The organism is Sphingomonas sp. OV641 (assembly GCF_900109205.1).
Classification (GTDB): Bacteria; Pseudomonadota; Alphaproteobacteria; order Sphingomonadales; family Sphingomonadaceae; genus Sphingomonas.
The window spans coordinates 1645893-1665658 of record NZ_FNZB01000001.1 but is presented as its reverse complement, the minus strand read 5'-3'; the positions used below and the strand labels follow the sequence as shown (position 1 = coordinate 1665658).

The following is a 19766-nucleotide window of genomic DNA, read 5'->3' as shown; positions in this document are numbered from 1 at the left end:
GTCGAAATGAGCAACGACGGTCCAGGCCTGCTTACGCTCAAGGCCTTGGAGCTGCCGTTCTGATATTCAGATATTGCGGATCGGGCCTCAGCGCGCCCGCCGTGCAATAAGAATCATGAAAAGTCCGATCACCGCGACCCCGGCGCCGCGATCGGCCCAAACTCTCTGGTCGAGCATGAAGCTCGATCGCGGCCAACCGATATATCCCAGCCCCTGGCCGATGAAGAGCAGGCCGACCAGGGCAAGCGCGGCGCCCAGCGCGATCAGCACCGGGCGCCAGCGCCGCACCTCAGCGCTCGTTGAGCGAGACGTAGTCGCGGGCGGTCGGGCCAGTGTAGAGCTGGCGCGGACGGCCGATCTTCTGGTCCGGATCGGTGATCATCTCGTTCCACTGCGCGACCCAGCCGACGGTGCGCGCAAGGGCGAACAGAACGGTGAACATCGACGTCGGGAAGCCGATCGCCGACAGGATCACGCCCGAATAGAAGTCGACGTTCGGGAACAGCTTCTTCTCGATGAAGTAGTCGTCGCTGAGCGCCAGTTCTTCCAGCCGCAGCGCGGTTTCGAACAGCGGATCGTTGACCTTCAGCGCGTCGAACACCTCGCGCACCGTCTTCTGCATCACCGTCGCGCGCGGATCGTAATTCTTGTACACGCGGTGGCCGAAGCCCATCAGACGGAACGGATCGTTCTTGTCCTTGGCGCGCGCGATGAACTCCGGAATGCGATCCGGCGTGCCGATCTCCTGCAGCATGTTGAGCGCTGCTTCGTTGGCGCCGCCATGCGCCGGGCCCCACAGACAGGCGATGCCCGCCGCGATGCACGCGAACGGATTGGCGCCCGACGAGCCGGCGAGACGCACGGTCGAGGTCGAGGCGTTCTGCTCGTGATCGGCGTGGAGGATGAAGATCCGGTCCATCGCCTTCTCGACCGCCGGATTTACCTCATAGGGCTCGGCCGGCACGCCGAAGGTCATCTTCAGGAAATTACCGGTGTAGCTCAGCGAGTTGTCCGGATACTGGAAGGGCTGACCGACGCTATACTTATAAGCCATCGCCGCGATCGTCGGCATCTTGGCGATCAGCCGGTGCGACGCGATCATGCGCTGCGTGGGATCGTGGATGTCGGTCGAGTCGTGGTAAAATGCGGAAAGCGCGCCAACGACACCGCATAGGATCGCCATCGGATGGGCATCGCGACGGAAACCACGGAAGAAGGTCGCGAGCTGCTCGTGGACCATCGTGTGGCGGGTAATCGTGTTCTCGAACTTGTTCAGCTCGTCGCCCTTGGGCAGCTCGCCGTTCAGCAGGAGATAGGCGACCTCCATGAAGCTCGACTTCTCGGCGAGATCGCCGATCGCATAGCCGCGGTGAAGGAGGACACCTTCGTCACCGTCGATATAGGTCAGCTTCGACTGGCACGAAGCCGTCGAGGTGAAGCCCGGATCGTAGGTGAACGCGCCGGTCTGGCCGTAGAGCTTGCGGATGTCGATCACATCCGGGCCCACGCTGCCCGACAGCACCGGATAGCCGAAGTCCTTATCCGTGAGGGACAGCTTGGCGTCAGTCATTGTTTTGGTCCTTCCCCTGGGCGGCCGTTTGATCAGCGGCATGATCGGCGATGCGGGCGAGACTTTCGTCCCGGCCAAGCAGAGCGAGCACGTCGAAGATTCCGGGCGAGGTCCGGCGGCCGGTGAGTGCGGCACGGAGCGGCTGGGCGACCTGGCCGAGCTTCAAGCCCTGCGCTTCGGCAACCTGCCGCACCGCTTCTTCAAGCGCCTCCGTATCCCACTTGGCCACCGCGTCAAGCGCAGCATGAACCTTTGCCAAGGTCACGCGCGCATCGCCGGCAAGCAGCGGCTCCGCATCGGCGGCGATGTCGAGCGGGCGAGTGACGAGAAGGAAGCGAGCGCCGTCCGCCAGTTCGTTGAGGTTTGCAGCTCGCGGCTTGAGCGCCGGCATGGCGGCGACCATCACCGATCGACGATCGTCGTCCTGCGAAAGCCCGAGGTGGCCGCACACCAGCGCCGCCAACCGTTCGTCGTCAGCACTGCGGATGTAATGGCCGTTCAGGTTTTCGAGCTTTTTCAGGTCGAACCGCGAGGGTGACTTGCCCACGCTGCCCAGATCGAACCACTCGATCGCCTGGTCGCGGCTGATGATCTCATTGTCGCCATGGCCCCAGCCAAGACGCAGGAGATAATTGTCCAGCGCCTCGGGAAGGATGCCCAGCTCGTCGCGATAAGCCTCGATCCCCACGGCACCGTGCCGCTTCGACAGCTTTGCGCCGTCGCTGCCATGAATCAGTGGGATGTGGGCATAGACCGGCTCCGGCCATCCCATCGCCTTGATGATGGGGAGCTGCCGGAAGGCATTGTTGAGATGGTCATCGCCGCGGATGATGTGGGTAACGCCCATGTCATGATCGTCGACAACCACCGCCAGCATGTACGTCGGCGTGCCGTCGGAACGCAGCAGGACAAGGTCGTCCAGCTCGGCATTCTGCACGGTGACGCTGCCCTGCACGCGATCCTCGATCGTCGTCGCACCTTCGGTCGGTGCCTTGAGGCGGACGACGTAAGAAGCGTCGGCGTCGTTGTTCTCGCGATCGCGCCACGGCGAGCGGATGCGCAGCGGCTGCTTCTTCGCCTGCGCTTCGGCGCGCATCGCGTCGATTTCCTCCGGCGTCATGTAGCAGCGGTACGCGGCGCCGGCGGCGATCATCGCCTCTGCCACTTCCGCGTGACGAGCGGCGCGGGTGGATTGATACACCTCCTCGCCATCCCAATCGAGGCCAAGCCAACGCATGCCGGAAAGGATCGCCTCGATTGCCGGCTGGGTCGATCGTGCGCGGTCGGTATTCTCGATCCGCAGCAGAAAGCGGCCGCCATGATGGCGCGCGTAAAGCAGGTTGAACAGCGCAGTACGCGCGCCGCCCAGATGAAGAAAGCCCGTCGGCGACGGGGCAAAGCGGGTTACGACAGCAGGCGTGCCGGTATCTGTGGTTGCGCTCAAGCGCGCTAGCTCCCAGGCTGGAAAACGATCATGGCGACAACTGCCGCGCAGCCCCCTAGCACGCACCTTTCGGCGCTTCAAACGGCGCTCGCATGGCTGGAGAAGCGCCTGGAGGCGGAGCGTGACCAGCTGCCGCTCTGGTTGCCCGTCATGCTCGGGGCAGGGGTTGCCGCCTGGTTCATCCTTCCCGACAGCCGCCTGTGGCGGGTGGCGCTGCTCGCCGGCCTTTCGGCTGCGCTGCTGGCGCTGGCGGTGGGGCGTGGCGGAAGAGGCGGGCGCGCCATCGCCACGGCATCCATCGCCTTCTCGATCGGCGTCGCCTTGATCTGGACAAAGGCGGACCGCGCCGCCGCCCCCGTGCTCCAGCGACCGGCGATCGCCCGCCTGACCGCTCGGGTGGAAAAGATTGATCAACTGCCAGCCCGCGGGCTGGTGCGGCTGCGACTGACGGACCTGCAATGGATAAACGCCGCTCCGCTCCATGCGCCGACACGCATTCGGGTGAACGTGGCGGATCGGGATGCGCCGGCGAACCTGGCGCCCAACGCGGTCGTGGCGTTGCGCGCGCGCCTGATGCCGCCGCCGCCGCCCGCCGTGCCCGGCGCCTATGATTTCGCCCGCGTCGCCTGGTTCGAGGGCATCGGCGCCACCGGTCGCACGCTCGGGCCAGTGACGGTGATGTCAGGGGGTAACTCTCAAACGCCGGTGCGTACCCGTTTGGCCCAGCACATCCAGGCCCGCCTCGCCGGCAGTGCAGGGGGCATCGCGGCCGCACTCGCCACGGGGGACACCGGCGGCATCGCTGAACCGGATCAGGAGGCGATGCGGGCATCGGGTCTGGCGCACCTCCTGTCGGTCAGCGGGCTTCACATCACGGCGGCGGTCGGGCTGACCATGCTGCTGGTCAGCCGCCTTCTGGCGCTCAACATGCGGCTTGCGCTGACCGGCCGGGTGCCGCTGATCGCTGCCGCCGCCGGCGCAGCAGCGGCGCTCGGCTACACCTGGCTGACCGGCGGCGAAGTACCCACCGTTCGAAGCTGCATTGCGGCCCTCCTGGTGCTAGCCGCCATGGCGCTGGGGCGAGAGGCGCTGACGTTGCGGCTGGTCGCTGCGGGCGCGATGGTGGTGCTGCTGCTGTGGCCGGAGGCGCTTGCCGGCCCGAGCTTTCAACTCTCCTTCGCTGCGGTCACCGCCATCATCGCGCTTGCCGAGCATCCCCGCCTACGCGCCTGGTTCGCGCCACGTGAAGACGGCTGGCCCGGCCGACTGTTGCGCGGCGGCGGCTCGCTGCTGCTCACCGGGCTCGTGGTGGAGATCGCGCTCATGCCGATCGCTGTCTTTCACTTCCACAAGGCTGGCGTTTACGGTGCTCTGGCCAATATGGTCGCCATCCCGCTGACGACCTTCGTGATCATGCCGCTTGAGGCAACCGCCCTGTTGCTCGACGCGCTCCATCTGGGCGAGCCGTTCTGGTGGCTGGCCGGGCAAGCGCTGACGCTGCTGCTCTTCATTGCTCACGTCACCGCCCAGGCACCCGGCGCTACGACCGCACTCCCTGTGATGCCCGTCCCCGCCTTTGCGCTGATCGTGGCTGGCGGTTTGTGGCTGGCGCTGTGGCGAACCGATTGGCGTATCCTCGGCCTCCTTCCCATCGCGTTCGGTGTGCTTTGGACCGGGATCACGCCGCCGCCCGATATATTGGTCACCGGAGACGGCAGGCATGTGGCGCTTCGACTGCCCGGCGGACGCATCGCGCTGCTACGCGACAGGGTGGGCGATTATGCGCGCGACATGCTGGCCGAGACCGGGGGCGCAGAGGAAGAGCCCGTCACCCTGTCGGATCAGGCCGATGCCGCATGCAGCCGGGACCTGTGCCGATCGGATCTGTTGCGGGGAGGGCGGCGATGGCGGATCCTGGCGACCAGAAGCAGCTATCTGGTGCCGATCGCTGACATGCTGGACGCCTGTCGATCGGCGGACATCGTCATCAGCGAGCGCTGGCTACCGCGTGGCTGCACACCTCGATGGTTGCGCCTTGACCGGGCAGTGCTGGCTCAAACAGGCGGCGTGGCGATCACGCTTGAGGCGGCGGATGTCCGTACCGTCCACCGGGCCGGCGATACTCACCCGTGGGTGCTGGCAGCAATCAATGCAGAGCGCCCGCGCTGATTGTCACCCGTTCGGTCTGACCCTCATCGGTCAGCACGCGCGCTGAGTTTCGACCGGTCCGACGTTCGTCTCCATACGCCATCCGGATCCCACCCGGATCAGGAGTAGCGGCGCAGTATCCCGGCGAGCTTGCCCTGCACCCGCACCTGGGCGGGCGCATAGCGCTGCGGATCATAGGAGCGGTTGGCCGGATCCAGCCGGATCATCGCCCCCTCGCGCCGGAAATACTTCAACGTCGCCTCGCTATCCTCAATCAGCGCCACGACGATTTCCCCGTCACGCGCCACGTCCTGCTTGCGGATCAGGGCGAAGTCACCGTCAAGAATGCCGGCCTCGACCATCGAGTCGCCGGCAACTTCCAAAGCGAAATGCTCGCCGGATCCCAGCAAGGCAGCGGGAACCGGCAATGTGCTCGCCCCCTCGATGGCCTCGATCGGAACACCGGCGGCGATCCGGCCATGCAGCGGCACCTCCACCACGTCGTTGGCGGGCTCCGGCACGATGCGCCGCGTGGAGGCAGGCGCCGGCGAGGGCTTCGCCTCCGACCGCTCCGGCATCTTCAGCACTTCCAGCGCGCGGGCCCGATTGGGCAGACGCTTCAGAAAGCCGCGTTCCTCCAGCGCCGAGATCAGGCGATGCACGCCGGACTTGGACTTGAGGTCCAGCGCCTCCTTCATTTCCTCGAACGAAGGGGACACGCCGGTCTCGGCCAGCCGGTCATTGATGAAACAGATCAGCTCGTGCTGTTTCCTGGTAAGCATCGCATCGCCTCCGCCGCGAACAGACGAGGAACCTTTAAGGAACGATAAAGGTGGCGTCAAGCGATCATCAGGATTTCCGCCGATTCGCCGCGCTGTCGGGCCGGGTCATGGGGAGGGCGTATGATCAGGCAACCTGCGCGTGCCAGGGTCAGCAGCATCGAACTATCCTGAATGCTGGCCACGAATGCCTCTCCGCCGCGGAATTCGGCCCGCATGTAATCGGTCCGCGGGCCATTCGCGGCGATGTCCTCCCCAAGAACGGCATGGGTGGTGATGGGGAAGGGCCTAGCCGCGCCGGCCAGATGGGCCACCAGCGGCTTGACGAAGAGGATGGTCGTCACGAACGCGGAAACAGGATTGCCGGGCAGGCCGAGCACCGCCATGTCGCCCAGCCGTCCAGCCATCAGCGGCTTGCCGGGGCGCAGCGCGATGCGCCAGAAATCGATCGTGGCGCCCGCCGCACGCAGGGCTGGCTGCACCAGGTCGTGATCGCCGACGGAGGCGCCGCCCGTGGTGACCAGAAGGTCCGCCTGAACCCCGGTGAACGCATCGCGCAGCACCTCAAGCCGATCCGGCAGAATGCCAAGATCGATGATCTCGACCGGCAGGTCAGCGAGCAGCGCGCGCAGCAGCAGCCGGTTCGATTCCGGCAGCACGTTCGGCGTGAACGGCGTGCCCGGCTCGACCAGTTCGTCTCCGGTCGCTGCGATTGCCACACGGACGCGGCGCCGCACCGCCACGTCGCCCGCGCCTCCGGTCGCTGCCACCGCCAGCCGCGCCGGCGTCAACCGCTCGCCCGCCGCGACCAATGTGTCTCCTTCCGTAAAGTCGAGGCCCTGGCGCCGGACATTGCCCCTCCGGCGCAGCGGCCCTTCGCCGCCGAGGATCAGCCGCTCACCCTCGCGGCCGGCTTCTTCCTGTATCAGCACCGTGTCCGCGCCATCCGGCATTACAGCGCCGGTGAAGATCCGCACTGCTTCGCCCGACGCGACCGAACCGGTGAACGGCCGGCCGGCGGCACTTTCCCCGATAACGCGCCAAGGCCCCGGTAGATCATCGAAGCGCAGCGCATAACCGTCCATCGCCGACAGATCATGCGCGGGCTGCGTTCGCCGGGCGGTGATCGGGGCTGCCGCCCAGCGGCCGAAGGCCTGCGTGATGGGCAGCCTCTCGGCCGAAACCGCCGGGCTGTCTGCAAGCAGGCGCGCCTGCGCTTCGGCGACGGGAAGCAAGTCACTCATGCGCGAACGAGTGGCAGATCGGCGGCGCAAGTAACAGCCTGATCGCCGCGATCATCATGAGGTGGGAAGAAGCTTCCCGGCGCGTGTCCGCTCAAGCGACGAAGTCGCCGGATTTCCCGCCACGCTTGGCTAGCAGGCGCACGCCGCCAATGGTCATGCGCTTGTCGAGCGCCTTGGCCATGTCGTAGATCGTCAGCAGCGCGGTCGAGACGGCGGTCAGCGCCTCCATCTCCACGCCGGTGCGGCCGGTGGTCGCGACAGTGGCGGTAGCCGAGACGCCTTCCGCCTCCACGGTCAGATCGATCGTAACCTTCGACAGGGGCAGGGGGTGGCACAACGGGATCAGCTCGCTGGTCCGCTTGGCGGCCATGATCCCGGCAACACGGGCCACGGCCAGAACATCTCCCTTTGCCACCGCCCCCTGTGCGATCGCCTGCGCAGCCTCCGCGGACATGGCGATACGCCCCTCCGCCACCGCCTCGCGCGCGGTTTCGTTCTTGCCGCCAACATCCACCATGCGCGCGGCGCCCGCCTCGTCCAGATGCGTGAGCCGCGTCATGCAATCAGCGCGCGCGTGGCGGCGGCGACATCCGGCTGGCGCATCAGCGATTCGCCGATCAGGAAGCAGCGCACATCATGCTCCGCCATCGCGTCGAGATCGGCGCGCGTGTTCAGCCCGCTTTCCGCGACAAAGGTGCAGCCCGCGGGCGCGCGTCCGACCAGTTCGTAGGTGCGGTCGAAGCTGACCGAAAAATCGCGCAGGTCGCGATTGTTCACGCCGATCAGGCGTGAGCGAAGCGCCAGCGCGCGCTCCAGCTCCGCCGCATCATGCACTTCGACCAGCACATCCATCTCGCGTTCGATCGCCGCTGCCTCGATCTCCGCGGCGGCGCCGTCGTCCAGCGCCGCCATGATGATGAGGATCGCATCTGCTCCGATCGCGCGCGCCTCGGCGACCTGCCAGGGATCGACCAGGAAATCCTTGCGAATGACCGGCAGGTCGCACGCGGCGCGGGCGGCGACCAGATAATCCTCATGTCCCTGGAAGTACGCGTGATCGGTCAGCACGGACAGGCAGGTCGCGCCACCCTCGGCATAGGCGCGGGCATGCGCCGGCGGGTCGAAATCGGCGCGGATCAGCCCCTTGGACGGGCTGGCCTTCTTGATCTCGGCAATCAGCGCATAGTGCGGACTGGGCGCAGCCTGATCCTGCTGGCGAACCCGGTCCAGCGCTGCCTTGAACCCGCGCGGCGCCGTCTGTTCGCGGGCAAGCGCGTCGAGGTCGGCGATGGAGCGCGTGCTACGCCGAGCCGCCACTTCGTCGCGCTTGGTGGCGAGGATGCGATCCAGGATCGTCATGCCCAGGCGATCCAGCGGTTCAGCAAATCGTTGGCAGCGCCGCTGTCGATCGCCTCGGCCGCCCGGCGCGCGCCGCTTTCCAGCGGCTCACCAACCAGCGTCAGTGCGACAGCGGCGTTGAGCAGCACTGCATCGCGATAGGCACCTTGCGTACCGGTCAGCAATTGCCGAAGCGCAGTTGCATTGTGCGCCGGATCGCCGCCGCGGATCGCGTGTATGGGATGGCGCCGGACCCCGGCGTCCTCCGGTTCGATCCGATTGCCGAGCTGTACCGCGCCGATGGCGACCGCGATGGTCGGACCCGCGCCCGATACTTCGTCCAGCCCTTCCTCTCCCGAAACCACCAATGCCGCTTCGGTCCCTAGCTGCTCCAGCGCATCGGCATAGACGGGCGCGTAATCGGGTCTGGCGATGCCGATCAGCTGCCGCGTGACATGCGCCGGGTTGGCGAGCGGCCCCATTAGATTGAAGATCGTGCGCTTGCCGATCTGCCGGCGGATCGGCGTGATCCGCTTCATCGCGGGATGATGGTTCGCTGCAAACAGGAAGCAGATGCCCAGTTCGTTGAGCGTTTCTTCGGCAAGCGCGCCTGCCCGCTCCATGTCGAGGCCAAGCGCCTCCAGTGTGTCGGCCGCACCAGCCTTGGAAGAGGCCGCTCTGTTGCCATGTTTCGCCACGGGCACGCCGCAGGAGGCCACCACCAGGCTGACGGCCGTCGACACGTTCAGCGTGTGGTGCCCGTCGCCACCGGTGCCGCATACGTCGATCGCACCCGCCGGGGCACTGATCGGGATCAGCCGGTCCCGCAATGCGCGCGCCGCCTCGGCGATCTCGATCGATGTCTCGCCGCGGTCGGACAGGTCGATGAGGAAACGTGCGATCGCCTCCTCGGTCGCGCGCCCGTCCAGAATGTCGCTGAACGCCTGCGCCGCGCTCTCGCGCGACAAGGGGCTGGAAGGGTTGGGCAACAGGGAGATGGTGGTCATGATCCCGCCTTAACCCCGGTCAGGGCGACGAAATTCGCCAGCAGGTCATGGCCATGCTCCGTCGCGATGCTTTCGGGATGGAACTGAACGCCGTGGATTGGCAACTCGCGGTGCCGCAGCCCCATTACCGATCCGTCCGCCGCCACGGCATTGGGAACCAGCACCTCCGGCACATCCTCCACCACGAGCGAGTGATAGCGCGTCGCCGTGAAGGGGCTTGGCAGGCCGGCGAAGACACCTGTCGAATCATGCTCGATCGGGCTCGTCTTTCCGTGCATCAGCCCGCCACGCACGACGCGCCCACCAAAATGCTGCCCGATCGCCTGGTGCCCGAGGCAAACGCCCAGCAAAGGGCGGCGCGCCTCCGCGCAGGCCGCCACGAGATCAAGGCTGATTCCCGCCTCATTGGGGGTGCAAGGCCCCGGGGACACAAGAAAGCCGGTCGCATTGGAGGCCAGCGCCTCCGCCGCGGTCAGCGCATCGTTGCGCTCGACGCGTACCTCGGCGCCCAGCTCCATGAGGTAATGGACCAGGTTCCAGGTGAAGCTGTCGTAATTGTCGACGACCAGGATCATGTGCCTGGTCAATAGCGCAACCCCCGCGTCCCGCAACGACTGTTGCGCGAGCGTAATTTCGCCTAGGCGCGAACGCGACGTTCACGCGGGATAAAAGCCGCGGCTGCGATCGTTGTGTGATTGCCCAGGAGGTCGCCTTCCATGTTTCGCTCTCTCGTTCTGCCCGCTGCCGTGTTCGCGGCGATGGTTCCCGCAAGTGCCATGGCCCAGTCGCAGGCGGAAAGCGGGCAGCCGCCGCAGCGGATTCGGCAGGTGACGCTAACCGGGGATGAGAAATGCCCGACGGCGGCAGCGGACGAGATCGTGGTGTGCAGCCGGCTCGATCCGAACGAGCAGTTTCGCGTGCCCAAGCAATTGCGTCGCCCACCGGAAGTGCCGGCGCAGAATCAGAGCTGGGTGAACCGCGCGGCGACGGTTGACCGCGTCGGGCGCGTTGCCGGCGGCCTGCCGAATACCTGCTCGCCGGTGGGTGCCGGCGGCGCGACCGGATGCGGCGTCGCGGCCGGCCAGGCGTGGGCGGCGGAGCGGCAGCAGGCGCGCCGGGAGCAGGAGGCCGGGGCGCCGGAAACCCGCACCGACATCGACGTGGAGGAAGAACCCCAGCGCTAACACGGTCTTAGACTGGCTCAGAACGAGCGGATCAGGGTAAGTGGGAACCGCTCAGAGCTGCATCTGGGTGGAGGGCTGATATGGTCAGACTTACGGCTCGCCGGCCGGCGCCGCCATCAGCCGGGCAAGATCGGCCTTCCAAAACTTCGCCCAAGTATGCGTGCCGTGCCCCTTCGTCTCCGGGGTCGCCTTGATCAGCCGGAACGTGGCTCGCGGCATGCGCTTGGCGGCTGGTTCGGTGATGCCATAACCAGCGGGATTGATGAAATCGTCTTCCGAGTTGATCCAAAGCACCGGTACCTTGATCTTCTCCAGCGCCGGTGACGGATCGTAATTTCGGGACGCATCCACCTGATAGATATAGTCGTTGGCGTCTCGGCCGGCGCTGTTGCGGGCGAACGCCTGTGCCAGGAACGTCTCGGCCGCGGCGCGGGTGGGATATTGCGTCTGCAGCGCCAACGGGTTCGAGCCTGCGATGATGGACAGGCTCGCCGCGGTGCGCAGGCCCTGCTCCGGCTGGCTGGTATAATTGCCGCCGTTCCACGCCGGATCGGCCTGGATCGCATCGATCAGAAGCTTGCGCCACATGCGGTTCATCCCCGCAATGGGTACCGGCAGGCAGGCGAAGGGCGCGAGCCGCTCCGCAAAGCCGGGAAAGGTCTCGCCCCAGACGAACGCATGCATGCAGCCCATGCTCGTGCCCAGGATCACGTTCAGCCGCGTGACCCCCAGCTTCTCCAGCATGGCCTTCTGCGCCGCGACCATGTCGATATAATCATATTTGGGAAAGGCCATGCGCTTGCCATCGGATGGCTTGGAAGAAGCGCCATGCCCGATATTGTCCGGCAGGATCACATAATGCGTGCGAATGTCGAAAGGCTGGCCGGGGCCGTAAAGTTCGTCGGCGAATTGCGGCGACAGGAACTGCTTGCCTGATCCTCCGGTGCCGTGAAGCACCATCACGGCATTTTCGATCCGCCCATCGGCGCCGCGCCGGGGTGAGCCCAGTGTTGTGTAGTGGATCCGCACATCCATGGTCTCGCCCGTGTTGAACCGAAACGAAGGCAGGGTGACGTCGCCTTCCCTCGTTGGCCAGGACGCGGGAGCCGGCGCTGGGTTGGCGGGAGTGGCCAGGGGCTGGGTGATCTGGGCCGAAGCGGGCGGTGCAGTCGCAAGCGCGACGGGCAGGGCGAGAAGCGGAAGAAAGCGCATCGGAGTAGCCTATCGACGGTACGGCGCTGGGAAAAGGGTCGTTACACGTCCGTGCCGGGGCGCAGCGGCGTGGCGGCATCGGCCCCCACCACGGTGAGCCAGGGCTGGACACGCCATGAGCGGACCAACCCCTGCGAGACATAGGGGTCGGCCGCGGCGAACGCTTCCGCGCTAGCGCGATCTCGAAATAGCAGCAGCGCCGATTCCACGGGATCGCCAACTGCCCCGCCCAGCACCAATCCACCTCGGTCCGCCGCTTCCCAAGCCAGCCGCAGGTGCTCCTCGCGAAACTGTCCGCGCCGGCTGAGATAATCAGGCGCCAGGTCGTAGATCAGCAGCTGGTGGGTGGGGGCATTCACTGCCCGAATCCGCCAGCACTCGCCTGCGCTATTGCCTCCCGGGCGGCGGCGAGAAGCGCGCCGGACTTGGCTTCGCACTCGCGCTGCTCATAGGCTGGGTCGCTATCTGCGACGATGCCGGCACCCGCCTGAACATGCATGGTGCCATCCTTCACGACGGCGGTGCGCAGCACGATGCAGGAGTCCATCGATCCGTCAGGGGAAAAATAGCCCACGCCGCCGGCATAGGCGCCGCGCTTCTCGCCTTCCAATTCGGCGATGATCTGGCACGCCCGCACCTTGGGCGCGCCGCTCACCGTTCCAGCCGGGAAGCCGGCGAAGAGGGCGTCGATGGCATCGCGCTTCGGATCGAGCCGGCCGACCACGTTCGATACGATGTGCATCACGTGGCTGTAGAATTCGACGGTATAGCTGTCCGTCACAATGACAGACCCTGCGGCGGCGACGCGGCCAACGTCGTTGCGGCCGAGATCCAGCAGCATCAGATGCTCCGCCCGCTCCTTCGGATCGGCAAGCAGGCTGTTCCGGTTTGCCTCATCCTCGCTCGCCGTCTTTCCGCGCGGCCGTGTTCCGGCAATTGGCCGGATCGTCACTTCACCATCGCGCACTCGGACCAGGATCTCGGGGCTCGAACCCGTCAGCGCAAAACCAGGCAGGTCGAGGTGATAGAGGAAAGGCGAGGGATTGATCCGCCGCAACGCGCGGTAGAGTTCAAACGGCGGCAATGCGAACGGTGTGGTAAATCGCTGGGCAAGCACGACCTGAAAGATATCGCCCGCGACGATATACTCCTTCGCCGCCCTGACCATTTCGCCATATCGGCCCTCGGGCAGCACGGGAGTCAGCGCGATATCTGCTGGTTCACCGCGCACGCGCGGCGGCAGCGCGGTCTTCTCCAAGCGTGCTTCGATTGCGTCGAGCCGATCCTCCGCAGCCGCGACGATCGCATCCTCCGTCCGGCTCGAGTCCGGCCATACCGGCGCGACAAGGAACAAGGCATCGGCAAGGCGATCGAAGACCAGGATCACCGTTGGCCGCACGAACATCATGTCCGGCAGCCCCAAAGGATCGGACTTGGGCGCGGGGAGATCCTCGACAAGGCCGATGGTCTCATAGCCGAAATAGCCGACCAGGCACGCCAGCGCCCGAGGCAGCTCCTCCGGCACGTCCATGCGGCAAGAAGCGACCAGATCGCGCAACGCCGCTAGTGTCGGCGCTTCGCAAGGCTCGAACGCCTCGCGATCGGCGAGCCAGCTGCGGTTGATGGCGGCGCGACTGCCTTGCGCGCGGAACACGAGGTCCGGGGCAAGCCCGATCAGGCTGTGCCGCCCCCGCACCGCACCACCCTCAACCGATTCCAGCAGGAAGTCGCCGCGGCCCGGTTCGATCAGCTTGAGCGCCGCCGCGACCGGCGTCTCAGTATCCGCGATCCGGCGCCGCCATATCAGCGCCGGGCGCCCCTGCGCGAGCGCCTGACGGGCGGCAGCGTTACGGATTGGAACCACCTTGGCCGGCGAGGCTGGCCTTCACACGGGCAATCGCATCGGGATTCCGACTGGCGTTCATCGCCTTCTTCACGGCCTCGGTGAATTGCTGAGCATATTCGCCGCCCACCACACGGCCCAGGTCCTGGCGTGTCGCGGCGAGGACCTGCGGCATCTTGGCGGCGTCGCCCGGTGTGATCTGCTCCAGTTTCACGATCAGCCAGCCATTACCGGTCGGTGATTCCAGCATCTTGGCCGTTCCGCCCTTCATGCTGAACATCAGCGCCAGCACCGGATTGGGGCCGCGTGGGTCCGCGTTCACCTGCGAACGGGCTGCTACCACCCGCTCAACCTTGCCGCCACGTGCGCCGGCATCGGCGAGCGCCTTGTCAATTGCCGTACCCTCGTTGATCGCGGCGAGCGCCTTGCTGGCCGCGGTACGGGCTGCACGGCGGGCGCGATCGGCGGCAAAGTCCTGCGCCACCTGATCACGCACGGCAGCGAGCGGGCGCGGTGCCGCGCGGACGATCCGGTCCAGCGCGACGATCGCGAAGCTGCCATCGGCCGCCGTTTGCACTACCTGAGGATCATCGCCTTCCTCGGACTGGAACGCGGCGGACAGGATCGGCAGCAGCGCGGGATCTGGCTGAGCCGCCGGCTTTTCCGGGTCGCCGCCCGTTGCCGTCAGCGCGGGCGTGGTCAGCGCCGTCAGCTTCTGATCGGCAACGAGTTCGGAGAAGTTGGCATTGTCGGCGATCGCATCCTCCAGACCGTCACGGATGGAGGCGAGGGCGTCTGCGGTCTTCTTCTGGGTCAATTCCTCGACAATGGTCGGGCGCGCTTCGGCCAGAGACTTGCCGGCCACCTGCGCAACGGCATCCACCTTGCCGACCACAAAGCCGATCGGTCCGCGCACCGGGCCGATCACGCCGCCACGCTGCGCGCCGAACAGGGCCTCGGCGATAGCACCGGAGGTTGCCTTGGTCAGCGCCTGCTTGTCCTGGGCCTCAAGCCGGCGTGCCTCCAGGCCGGCGGCGCGTGCCGCGTCCGCCACGGAGGTGCCAGCACGAATCTTGTCCGCGAGTGCGGCGGCTGCCTTCTGATCAAGCACGGTAACGATCGAAACCGAGCGGGTCTCGCGGGCGGCCCAGCGCGCCTTGTCGCCGTTGAAGGCAGCGGCGACTTCCGCATCGGTCGGGATGGCGCGCGCCTTCACCGTTTCGGGCGTCACGATCGCGTAGCGGGCTACGCGGCGCTCTGGCAGCGAATATCGCGAAACGTTGCGCTTGTACCAATCCTGAATTTCCGCGTCGGTCGGCGCGCCGCCAGCAGTGAGGGCGGACGCAGGGATCAGCGCCACCTGACCCGCGCGACGCTCCAGCATCAGCGAGGCGAAGGGGAGGGCCAGCGACTGCGGAACCTGGCTGGCGCCCATCTGCGGGCGAAGCAGGAACTGCACCATGGTTTCGCGGGCGATATCGGCTTGCACCTGCGCATCGGTCAGGCGGTTGCGGGCCAGCACCTGCTCATAGATCGTCTGGTCGAACTTGCCGGTCGGCCCTTGAAGCGCGGGGATGTTGCGCAATTCGCTGCCGACCAGGGCACGGCTTACCACCATGTCCTGATCTTCGCCGAATTCCTGCAGCGCGAGGCCGTTCAGCATCCGATCCAATACGCTTTCCACGCCGCCGGCGGCCAAAAGCTGGCTCATGTCGACGGAAGGATTGCGCTGCTGCGCACCGCGCAGTTCATCCTGCACCCGGCGCGTCAGATCGGTCTCGGAAACGCTCTCCCCACCGACCTTGGCGACGGTGGCGCCGCTGACCCCGGCGCTTTGCAGGCCAGTGATGTCGCCCAGCGCGAACGCCAGGGCGATGACGCCCAGCACGCCCATCGTGATGATGATGCCGAAGCGCGAATGAATGATACGTCGAAAGAACCCGAGCATGCAGCGCCAATCCGTTGAACGGCGCTCGCTTTAAGGGCGGCTCTTCGTTACCGCAACGGCGCAACCGACAAGGGGGAGAGAGCATGCGTCGCAAGTTCGTGGCTGGGAACTGGAAAATGAACGGCAATCTCGCGGCCCTGGCTGAGCTTGACGCCATCGCGAATTCGATCGACCCGCGTGTTGATGTTGCTGTCGCAGTGCCCGCCACCCTGATCCAACCCGCTGCGCAGCGTGCTGAATTTCCGATCGGTGCCGAGGATGTTCACGGCGCCGACAGCGGCCCGCACACCGGCTGCGTCTCCGCTGCGATGATCAAGGAGGCCGGCGCCGCTTTCTCCATCGTGGGTCATTCGGAACGCCGCCAAGCGCAGGGCGAGACGAATGCCGATGTGAAGGCAAAGGCGGAAGCCTGCCACCGCCATGGCCTGGACGCGATCCTGTGCGTGGGCGAGACGCTGGAGCAGCGGGAAGCCGGTGAAGCGGGAAAAGTCGTGACGGCGCAGGTCCTTGCGTCTCTTCCGGCGGACGCGGACGGGCAATGGCTGGCGATCGCCTACGAGCCGATCTGGGCGATCGGCACTGGAAAGGTCGCCACGGTTGAAGACGTGGAGGCGATGCACGCGGCTATCCGCGGTGCCTTGGTGGAGGCGCTCGGGGCGGACGGCGGCAGCGGCATTCGTCTGCTGTATGGCGGTTCGGTCACGGCGGAGAATGCAGCCGGCCTGCTCCACGCGGCGGAGGTTGATGGCGCGCTTGTGGGCGGCGCGAGCCTGACGGCGGCGAAGTTCGGCCCGATCATCACGGCCGCCATCCGCTGATCCAATCACAGGCTCAAGCATCGGATCGCTGAACGGAATACGGCGATCCGATGCCCGGGTTGGCTTCAGCTGATGAAGATGGCGCGCAACTTATGGGCGCATTCGGAACTTTAAGCTTGCCAATCTCGACGGCGAGGCCCGACCGTGGCTCAGCGGCCCGCTGGTGGCTTCGATCCGACGAAAGGCCGCTCATTGGCGTGACGAGCGAAGAACCACCACTGGCCGTCCTTCCACAGCCAGACGTTGGTGAAGCGGCGTTCCACGGCGCGCCCGCCGTCGGCGCGGCGCTTGCCCGCGACGCTGTTTGCCGAGGGTTGAACGATCTCCCGCCCGGCGACCACGCCGACGTTTCCGTCCAGCGAAGTGGTCTCCACGAAGCGGTCAAACCGATCGTGACCGATACCGCCGTCGCGCCACATGCTCACCGTTTTCTCTCGCGACCACATCTCCCCTTCCGGGGAGTTCACCTGAAACATCGGGTGCATCATCGCTGCCAGCGCATCGGCGTTGCGGGTACGAGCTGCCTCATGCTGCGCGGCATCGGCCCGGCGCAGGCTTGATTCATCCTGGGCAAACGCAGGACTGGCGGTAGCGAAGGAAAGGCAAAGCAGAAGATTTCGCATGGTTGTCTCCTGGCCCATTCGGCGGTCCGGCAACCTACCACGGCGCGAACCTCAGCCGTAGCGCTTCTTCAGCACGCCCCAGGCTGCCCGAAGGCCAAGTGCCTCGCCGCCTTTTGGCCGACCCGGCTTGGCGGCGGGGCGCCACGCGAAAGTATCGACATGAGCCCAGGCGATCTGCTTCGGGACGAAGCGGCGGAGGAACAATGCGGCGGTGACGGCACCGGCAAAGCCGCCGTCCGGCGCATTGACCATGTCCGCGATGTCCGACTTCAGCATGTCCTCATATCCGTCCCACAGCGGCAATTGCCACATCGGATCATGGGATGCCGCGGCCGCCTCCAGGAAATCCGCAGCCAGGCCATCGTCATTGGCAAAGACCGGCGGCAGATCCGGTCCGAGAGCGACGCGCGCCGCGCCGGTCAGGGTGGCATAGTCGAGGATCAGTTCCGGCGCACTTTCGGCCGCTTTGGTGAGCGCATCGGCCAGGATCAGGCGACCTTCGGCGTCGGTGTTGGTGTTTTCCACGGTCAGCCCCTGCCGCGTGCGCAACACGTCTCCGGGTCGGAAGGCATCGCCGGCAATCGCGTTTTCCACTGCCGGGATCAGGAGGTGCAGCCTCACCTTCAGCTTGGCGGCCATGACGAGGCTGGCCAGCGCGATCATGTGCGCGGCGCCGCCCATGTCCTTCTTCATCAGCCGCATGGCGGAGGACGGCTTGATATCGAGGCCGCCCGAATCGAAGCACACGCCCTTGCCGACCAGAGCGATCCGGGGATGCGCCGGATTGCCCCATTCAAGTTCGATCAGCCGCGGGGCACGGCTCTTCACTGCGGCCTGCCCCACGGCATGAATCATGGGATAGCCTTCGGCGAGTGCGTCACCCCTGATGCAGCTGAACGCAGCGCCATGCTTCTTCGCCAGCGCCTCTACCACTGCCTCGAGTTCGGCCGGGCCAAGGTCCGACGCGCCTGTGTCGACAAGGTCACGGACCCACGCGGTCGCCTCGGCAAGGCGGACGATCTCTTCGATACGAGCCGGTTCGCCGGACAGCAGCACGCGCGGGCCGTGTGGTTCGGTCGTGCGGTAGCGCGTGAATTTGTGTTGTGCGAGCGCCCACCCCAGCATGGCGGCACCGGGCTCTCCCGCTGCAAGGCGATAGGTGCCCTCCGGCAGGCCATCGCCAAGGGATGCGATCCGCCAAGGCGAACTTTCCGCTTCGTTGCAGACCAGCAGCATCGACCAGTCCTCCGCCGTGTCACCGGGGAGAATGGCGCGGTTGCCGGCCTTTCCCGTCACCTTGCTGGCGGCAACGGCGGTTCGGCTGCGGGCGGGTTGCTGTGCCAGCCACTCGGCAAAATCATCCGGATGGACGACATGAATGAGGCGTGCTGGCTGGCCCAGATCGGGTGCGAGGAAGGAGCTGAAGTCGGTCATTGCAGCCTTTGTCTCTCCTCCGGGCAGATGGAGGATTTCGGAAGCACGAGTCTGTGTCGGCCTTCGGACATGCCCGTCCGCCCCGGAGCTCGCAAGCGGGCCCTGGCCGAATGGTTCCCTTGATCCACCGCGCATCCTACATCGGGCGCATGACGACACATTCGACTCGCATGCTCATCCTCGGGTCCGGCCCGGCTGGACTTTCCGCAGCCATCTATGGTGCGCGCGCCGGGATGAAGCCGATTCTGGTTCAGGGCATCCAGCCCGGCGGTCAGCTGATGACCACGACCGACGTGGAAAACTATCCGGGCTTCGCGGATGTGATCCAGGGTCCGTGGTTGATGGAGCAGATGCAGAAGCAGGCCGAACATGTCGGCACGCAATTGATGTGGGACACGATCGTCGCGGTTGATCTGACGCGCCGGCCTTTCCGCCTCACCGGCGACGGCGGCGACGTTTACGAGGGCGACGTGCTGGTCGTGGCCACCGGCGCGCAGGCGAAGTGGCTGGGCCTGCCCAGCGAAGAGGCGATGAAGGGCAAGGGCGTTTCCGCCTGCGCGACGTGCGATGGCTTCTTCTATCGCGGGAAAAAGGTCGCGGTGATCGGCGGCGGCAATACCGCGGTCGAGGAGGCATTGTATCTGACCAACCACTCCGATGACGTGACGCTGATCCATCGCCGCGACAGCCTGCGTGCAGAAAGGATTTTGCAGGAACGGTTGTTTGCTCACCCGAACGTCACGGTTCTGTGGAACAAGGAAGTTCGGGAGTTCGTCGACGGCGGCGGCAATGCCGGGCTCGTCGCACTTGACCTGCGCGACACTGTGACGGGCGAGCATTCCCGACTGGACGTCGAGGGCGGTTTCGTCGCGATTGGCCACCACCCGGCAACCGAGTTGTTCCGTGGCCATCTGGAGCTTGATGAGGACCATTACATCAAGGTCGAGACCGGCTCCACGCGGACCAGCGTTCCCGGCGTTTTTGCGTGCGGCGACGTGATGGACAAGGTCTATCGTCAGGCCGTCACGGCAGCGGGTACCGGCTGCATGGCCGCGCTGGATGCGGAGCGCTTCCTGGCGGAAGCCGATTTCGAGAAGATGGCGGAGGCAGCCGAATAAGTTCCCAATTCGTCGGGCCGGGCTTGTTCCGTTGACGCTGGTGTCGCAAACGCCAG

At 66.1% G+C, this 19766-nt stretch carries 19 protein-coding genes; 4 read left to right on the top strand and 15 right to left on the bottom strand.

The genetic code is table 11. The features are described from left to right. Positions 1 to 87 precede the first annotated feature (87 nt). From BMX36_RS07910 to gltX, 3 genes are read right to left on the bottom strand one after another with little or no spacing between them, the layout of a single operon-like run. The gene (locus tag BMX36_RS07910) at positions 88 to 288 is read right to left on the bottom strand and encodes a hypothetical protein (RefSeq protein ID WP_093064356.1); all 201 of its coding nucleotides are present in this window, start codon (positions 286 to 288) and stop codon (positions 88 to 90) included. A gap of 1 nt (position 289) precedes the next feature. Next, positions 290 to 1570: a citrate synthase gene (locus tag BMX36_RS07905; protein ID WP_093064354.1), complete on the bottom strand. Its 1281-nt coding sequence runs from the start codon at positions 1568 to 1570 to the stop codon at positions 290 to 292. Next, positions 1563 to 3014 carry a glutamate--tRNA ligase gene (gltX, locus tag BMX36_RS07900; RefSeq protein ID WP_093064352.1) on the bottom strand — a complete coding sequence of 484 codons (1452 nt, stop codon included), beginning with the start codon at positions 3012 to 3014 and terminating at the stop codon, positions 1563 to 1565. The genes BMX36_RS07905 and gltX overlap by 8 nt, the downstream gene beginning before the upstream one ends. Positions 3015 to 3044: 30 nt before the next feature. Between gltX and BMX36_RS07895 the strand changes: the two genes are divergently transcribed. Then, the gene (locus BMX36_RS07895) at positions 3045 to 5183 is read left to right on the top strand and encodes a ComEC/Rec2 family competence protein (protein ID WP_177179053.1); all 2139 of its coding nucleotides are present in this window, start codon (positions 3045 to 3047) and stop codon (positions 5181 to 5183) included. Between the two features lie 98 nt (positions 5184 to 5281). Here the strand turns inward: BMX36_RS07895 and lexA are convergent, their stop codons facing one another. The 6 genes from lexA to BMX36_RS07865 all read right to left on the bottom strand — a co-directional run bounded on the left by lexA (position 5282) and on the right by BMX36_RS07865 (position 10105). Continuing rightward, positions 5282 to 5944, bottom strand: a complete 663-nt coding sequence (lexA, locus tag BMX36_RS07890) for a transcriptional repressor LexA (RefSeq protein ID WP_066781116.1) — start codon at positions 5942 to 5944, stop codon at positions 5282 to 5284. A 56-nt stretch (positions 5945 to 6000) separates the two neighbouring features. After that, on the bottom strand, positions 6001 to 7185 hold the full coding sequence (locus BMX36_RS07885; protein ID WP_093064350.1) for a molybdopterin molybdotransferase MoeA: 1185 nt from the start codon (positions 7183 to 7185) through the stop codon (positions 6001 to 6003). 91 nt (positions 7186 to 7276) lie between these two features. Further along, complete coding sequence (gene moaC / locus BMX36_RS07880; RefSeq protein WP_093064349.1) at positions 7277 to 7744, bottom strand: cyclic pyranopterin monophosphate synthase MoaC; 468 nt, start codon at positions 7742 to 7744, stop codon at positions 7277 to 7279. After that, a complete protein-coding gene (trpC, locus tag BMX36_RS07875; protein WP_093064347.1) occupies positions 7741 to 8544 on the bottom strand; it encodes an indole-3-glycerol phosphate synthase TrpC in 804 nt (267 codons plus the stop codon). Before trpC ends, moaC begins: the two co-directional genes overlap by 4 nt. Next, positions 8541 to 9530 carry an anthranilate phosphoribosyltransferase gene (gene trpD, locus BMX36_RS07870; protein ID WP_093064345.1) on the bottom strand — a complete coding sequence of 330 codons (990 nt, stop codon included), beginning with the start codon at positions 9528 to 9530 and terminating at the stop codon, positions 8541 to 8543. Before trpD ends, trpC begins: the two co-directional genes overlap by 4 nt. Continuing rightward, on the bottom strand, positions 9527 to 10105 hold the full coding sequence (locus tag BMX36_RS07865; protein ID WP_093064343.1) for an anthranilate synthase component II: 579 nt from the start codon (positions 10103 to 10105) through the stop codon (positions 9527 to 9529). Before BMX36_RS07865 ends, trpD begins: the two co-directional genes overlap by 4 nt. 141 nt (positions 10106 to 10246) lie before the next feature. On the opposite strand from BMX36_RS07865, the gene BMX36_RS07860 reads away from it, so the two are divergent. Next, on the top strand, positions 10247 to 10714 hold the full coding sequence (locus tag BMX36_RS07860) for a hypothetical protein (protein ID WP_066781862.1): 468 nt from the start codon (positions 10247 to 10249) through the stop codon (positions 10712 to 10714). Between the two features lie 90 nt (positions 10715 to 10804). On the opposite strand, the gene BMX36_RS07855 is transcribed toward BMX36_RS07860, so the two are convergent. Genes BMX36_RS07855 through BMX36_RS07840 form a run of 4 tightly spaced genes read right to left on the bottom strand, consistent with a single transcriptional unit; the run spans position 10805 to position 15717 of the window. After that, entirely contained in the window at positions 10805 to 11926 is a 1122-nt protein-coding gene (locus tag BMX36_RS07855) for an alpha/beta fold hydrolase (protein WP_093064341.1), read from the bottom strand. Between the two features lie 41 nt (positions 11927 to 11967). After that, positions 11968 to 12285 carry a YciI-like protein gene (locus BMX36_RS07850; protein WP_093064339.1) on the bottom strand — a complete coding sequence of 106 codons (318 nt, stop codon included), beginning with the start codon at positions 12283 to 12285 and terminating at the stop codon, positions 11968 to 11970. After that, positions 12282 to 13790, bottom strand: a complete 1509-nt coding sequence (gene trpE / locus BMX36_RS07845; RefSeq protein WP_177179052.1) for an anthranilate synthase component I — start codon at positions 13788 to 13790, stop codon at positions 12282 to 12284. Before trpE ends, BMX36_RS07850 begins: the two co-directional genes overlap by 4 nt. Beyond that, positions 13774 to 15717, bottom strand: coding sequence for a peptidylprolyl isomerase (locus BMX36_RS07840; protein WP_093064337.1), 1944 nt, complete (start codon positions 15715 to 15717; stop codon positions 13774 to 13776). Before BMX36_RS07840 ends, trpE begins: the two co-directional genes overlap by 17 nt. 83 nt (positions 15718 to 15800) lie before the next feature. On the opposite strand from BMX36_RS07840, the gene tpiA reads away from it, so the two are divergent. After that, positions 15801 to 16535, top strand: coding sequence for a triose-phosphate isomerase (gene tpiA / locus BMX36_RS07835; RefSeq protein WP_093064335.1), 735 nt, complete (start codon positions 15801 to 15803; stop codon positions 16533 to 16535). A 149-nt stretch (positions 16536 to 16684) separates the two neighbouring features. On the opposite strand, the gene BMX36_RS07830 is transcribed toward tpiA, so the two are convergent. Then, on the bottom strand, positions 16685 to 17158 hold the full coding sequence (locus BMX36_RS07830) for a nuclear transport factor 2 family protein (protein ID WP_177179051.1): 474 nt from the start codon (positions 17156 to 17158) through the stop codon (positions 16685 to 16687). A gap of 51 nt (positions 17159 to 17209) precedes the next feature. Beyond that, positions 17210 to 18592: a leucyl aminopeptidase family protein gene (locus BMX36_RS07825; RefSeq protein ID WP_093064331.1), complete on the bottom strand. Its 1383-nt coding sequence runs from the start codon at positions 18590 to 18592 to the stop codon at positions 17210 to 17212. A gap of 149 nt (positions 18593 to 18741) precedes the next feature. Here BMX36_RS07825 and trxB point away from each other — a divergent pair, with 149 nt between their 5' ends. Next, positions 18742 to 19710, top strand: coding sequence for a thioredoxin-disulfide reductase (gene trxB, locus BMX36_RS07820; protein WP_093064329.1), 969 nt, complete (start codon positions 18742 to 18744; stop codon positions 19708 to 19710). The last annotated feature ends 56 nt before the right edge of the window (positions 19711 to 19766 follow it).

What these genes read in the sequence shown, in the direction of transcription:
- lexA (WP_066781116.1), bottom strand. Translation starts at nt 5,944, where the DNA reads ATGCTTACCAGGAAACAGCACGAGCTGATCTGTTTCATCAATGACCGG.
- trpD (WP_093064345.1), bottom strand. Translation starts at nt 9,530, where the DNA reads ATGACCACCATCTCCCTGTTGCCCAACCCTTCCAGCCCCTTGTCGCGC.
- BMX36_RS07905 (WP_093064354.1), bottom strand. Translation starts at nt 1,570, where the DNA reads ATGACTGACGCCAAGCTGTCCCTCACGGATAAGGACTTCGGCTATCCG.
- BMX36_RS07860 (WP_066781862.1), top strand. Translation starts at nt 10,247, where the DNA reads ATGTTTCGCTCTCTCGTTCTGCCCGCTGCCGTGTTCGCGGCGATGGTT.
- trpC (WP_093064347.1), bottom strand. Translation starts at nt 8,544, where the DNA reads ATGACGATCCTGGATCGCATCCTCGCCACCAAGCGCGACGAAGTGGCG.
- BMX36_RS07830 (WP_177179051.1), bottom strand. Translation starts at nt 17,158, where the DNA reads ATGCGAAATCTTCTGCTTTGCCTTTCCTTCGCTACCGCCAGTCCTGCG.
- BMX36_RS07840 (WP_093064337.1), bottom strand. Translation starts at nt 15,717, where the DNA reads ATGCTCGGGTTCTTTCGACGTATCATTCATTCGCGCTTCGGCATCATC.
- BMX36_RS07895 (WP_177179053.1), top strand. Translation starts at nt 3,045, where the DNA reads ATGGCGACAACTGCCGCGCAGCCCCCTAGCACGCACCTTTCGGCGCTT.
- BMX36_RS07865 (WP_093064343.1), bottom strand. Translation starts at nt 10,105, where the DNA reads ATGATCCTGGTCGTCGACAATTACGACAGCTTCACCTGGAACCTGGTC.
- tpiA (WP_093064335.1), top strand. Translation starts at nt 15,801, where the DNA reads ATGCGTCGCAAGTTCGTGGCTGGGAACTGGAAAATGAACGGCAATCTC.
- trxB (WP_093064329.1), top strand. Translation starts at nt 18,742, where the DNA reads ATGACGACACATTCGACTCGCATGCTCATCCTCGGGTCCGGCCCGGCT.
- BMX36_RS07885 (WP_093064350.1), bottom strand. Translation starts at nt 7,185, where the DNA reads ATGAGTGACTTGCTTCCCGTCGCCGAAGCGCAGGCGCGCCTGCTTGCA.
- moaC (WP_093064349.1), bottom strand. Translation starts at nt 7,744, where the DNA reads ATGACGCGGCTCACGCATCTGGACGAGGCGGGCGCCGCGCGCATGGTG.
- BMX36_RS07855 (WP_093064341.1), bottom strand. Translation starts at nt 11,926, where the DNA reads ATGCGCTTTCTTCCGCTTCTCGCCCTGCCCGTCGCGCTTGCGACTGCA.
- BMX36_RS07825 (WP_093064331.1), bottom strand. Translation starts at nt 18,592, where the DNA reads ATGACCGACTTCAGCTCCTTCCTCGCACCCGATCTGGGCCAGCCAGCA.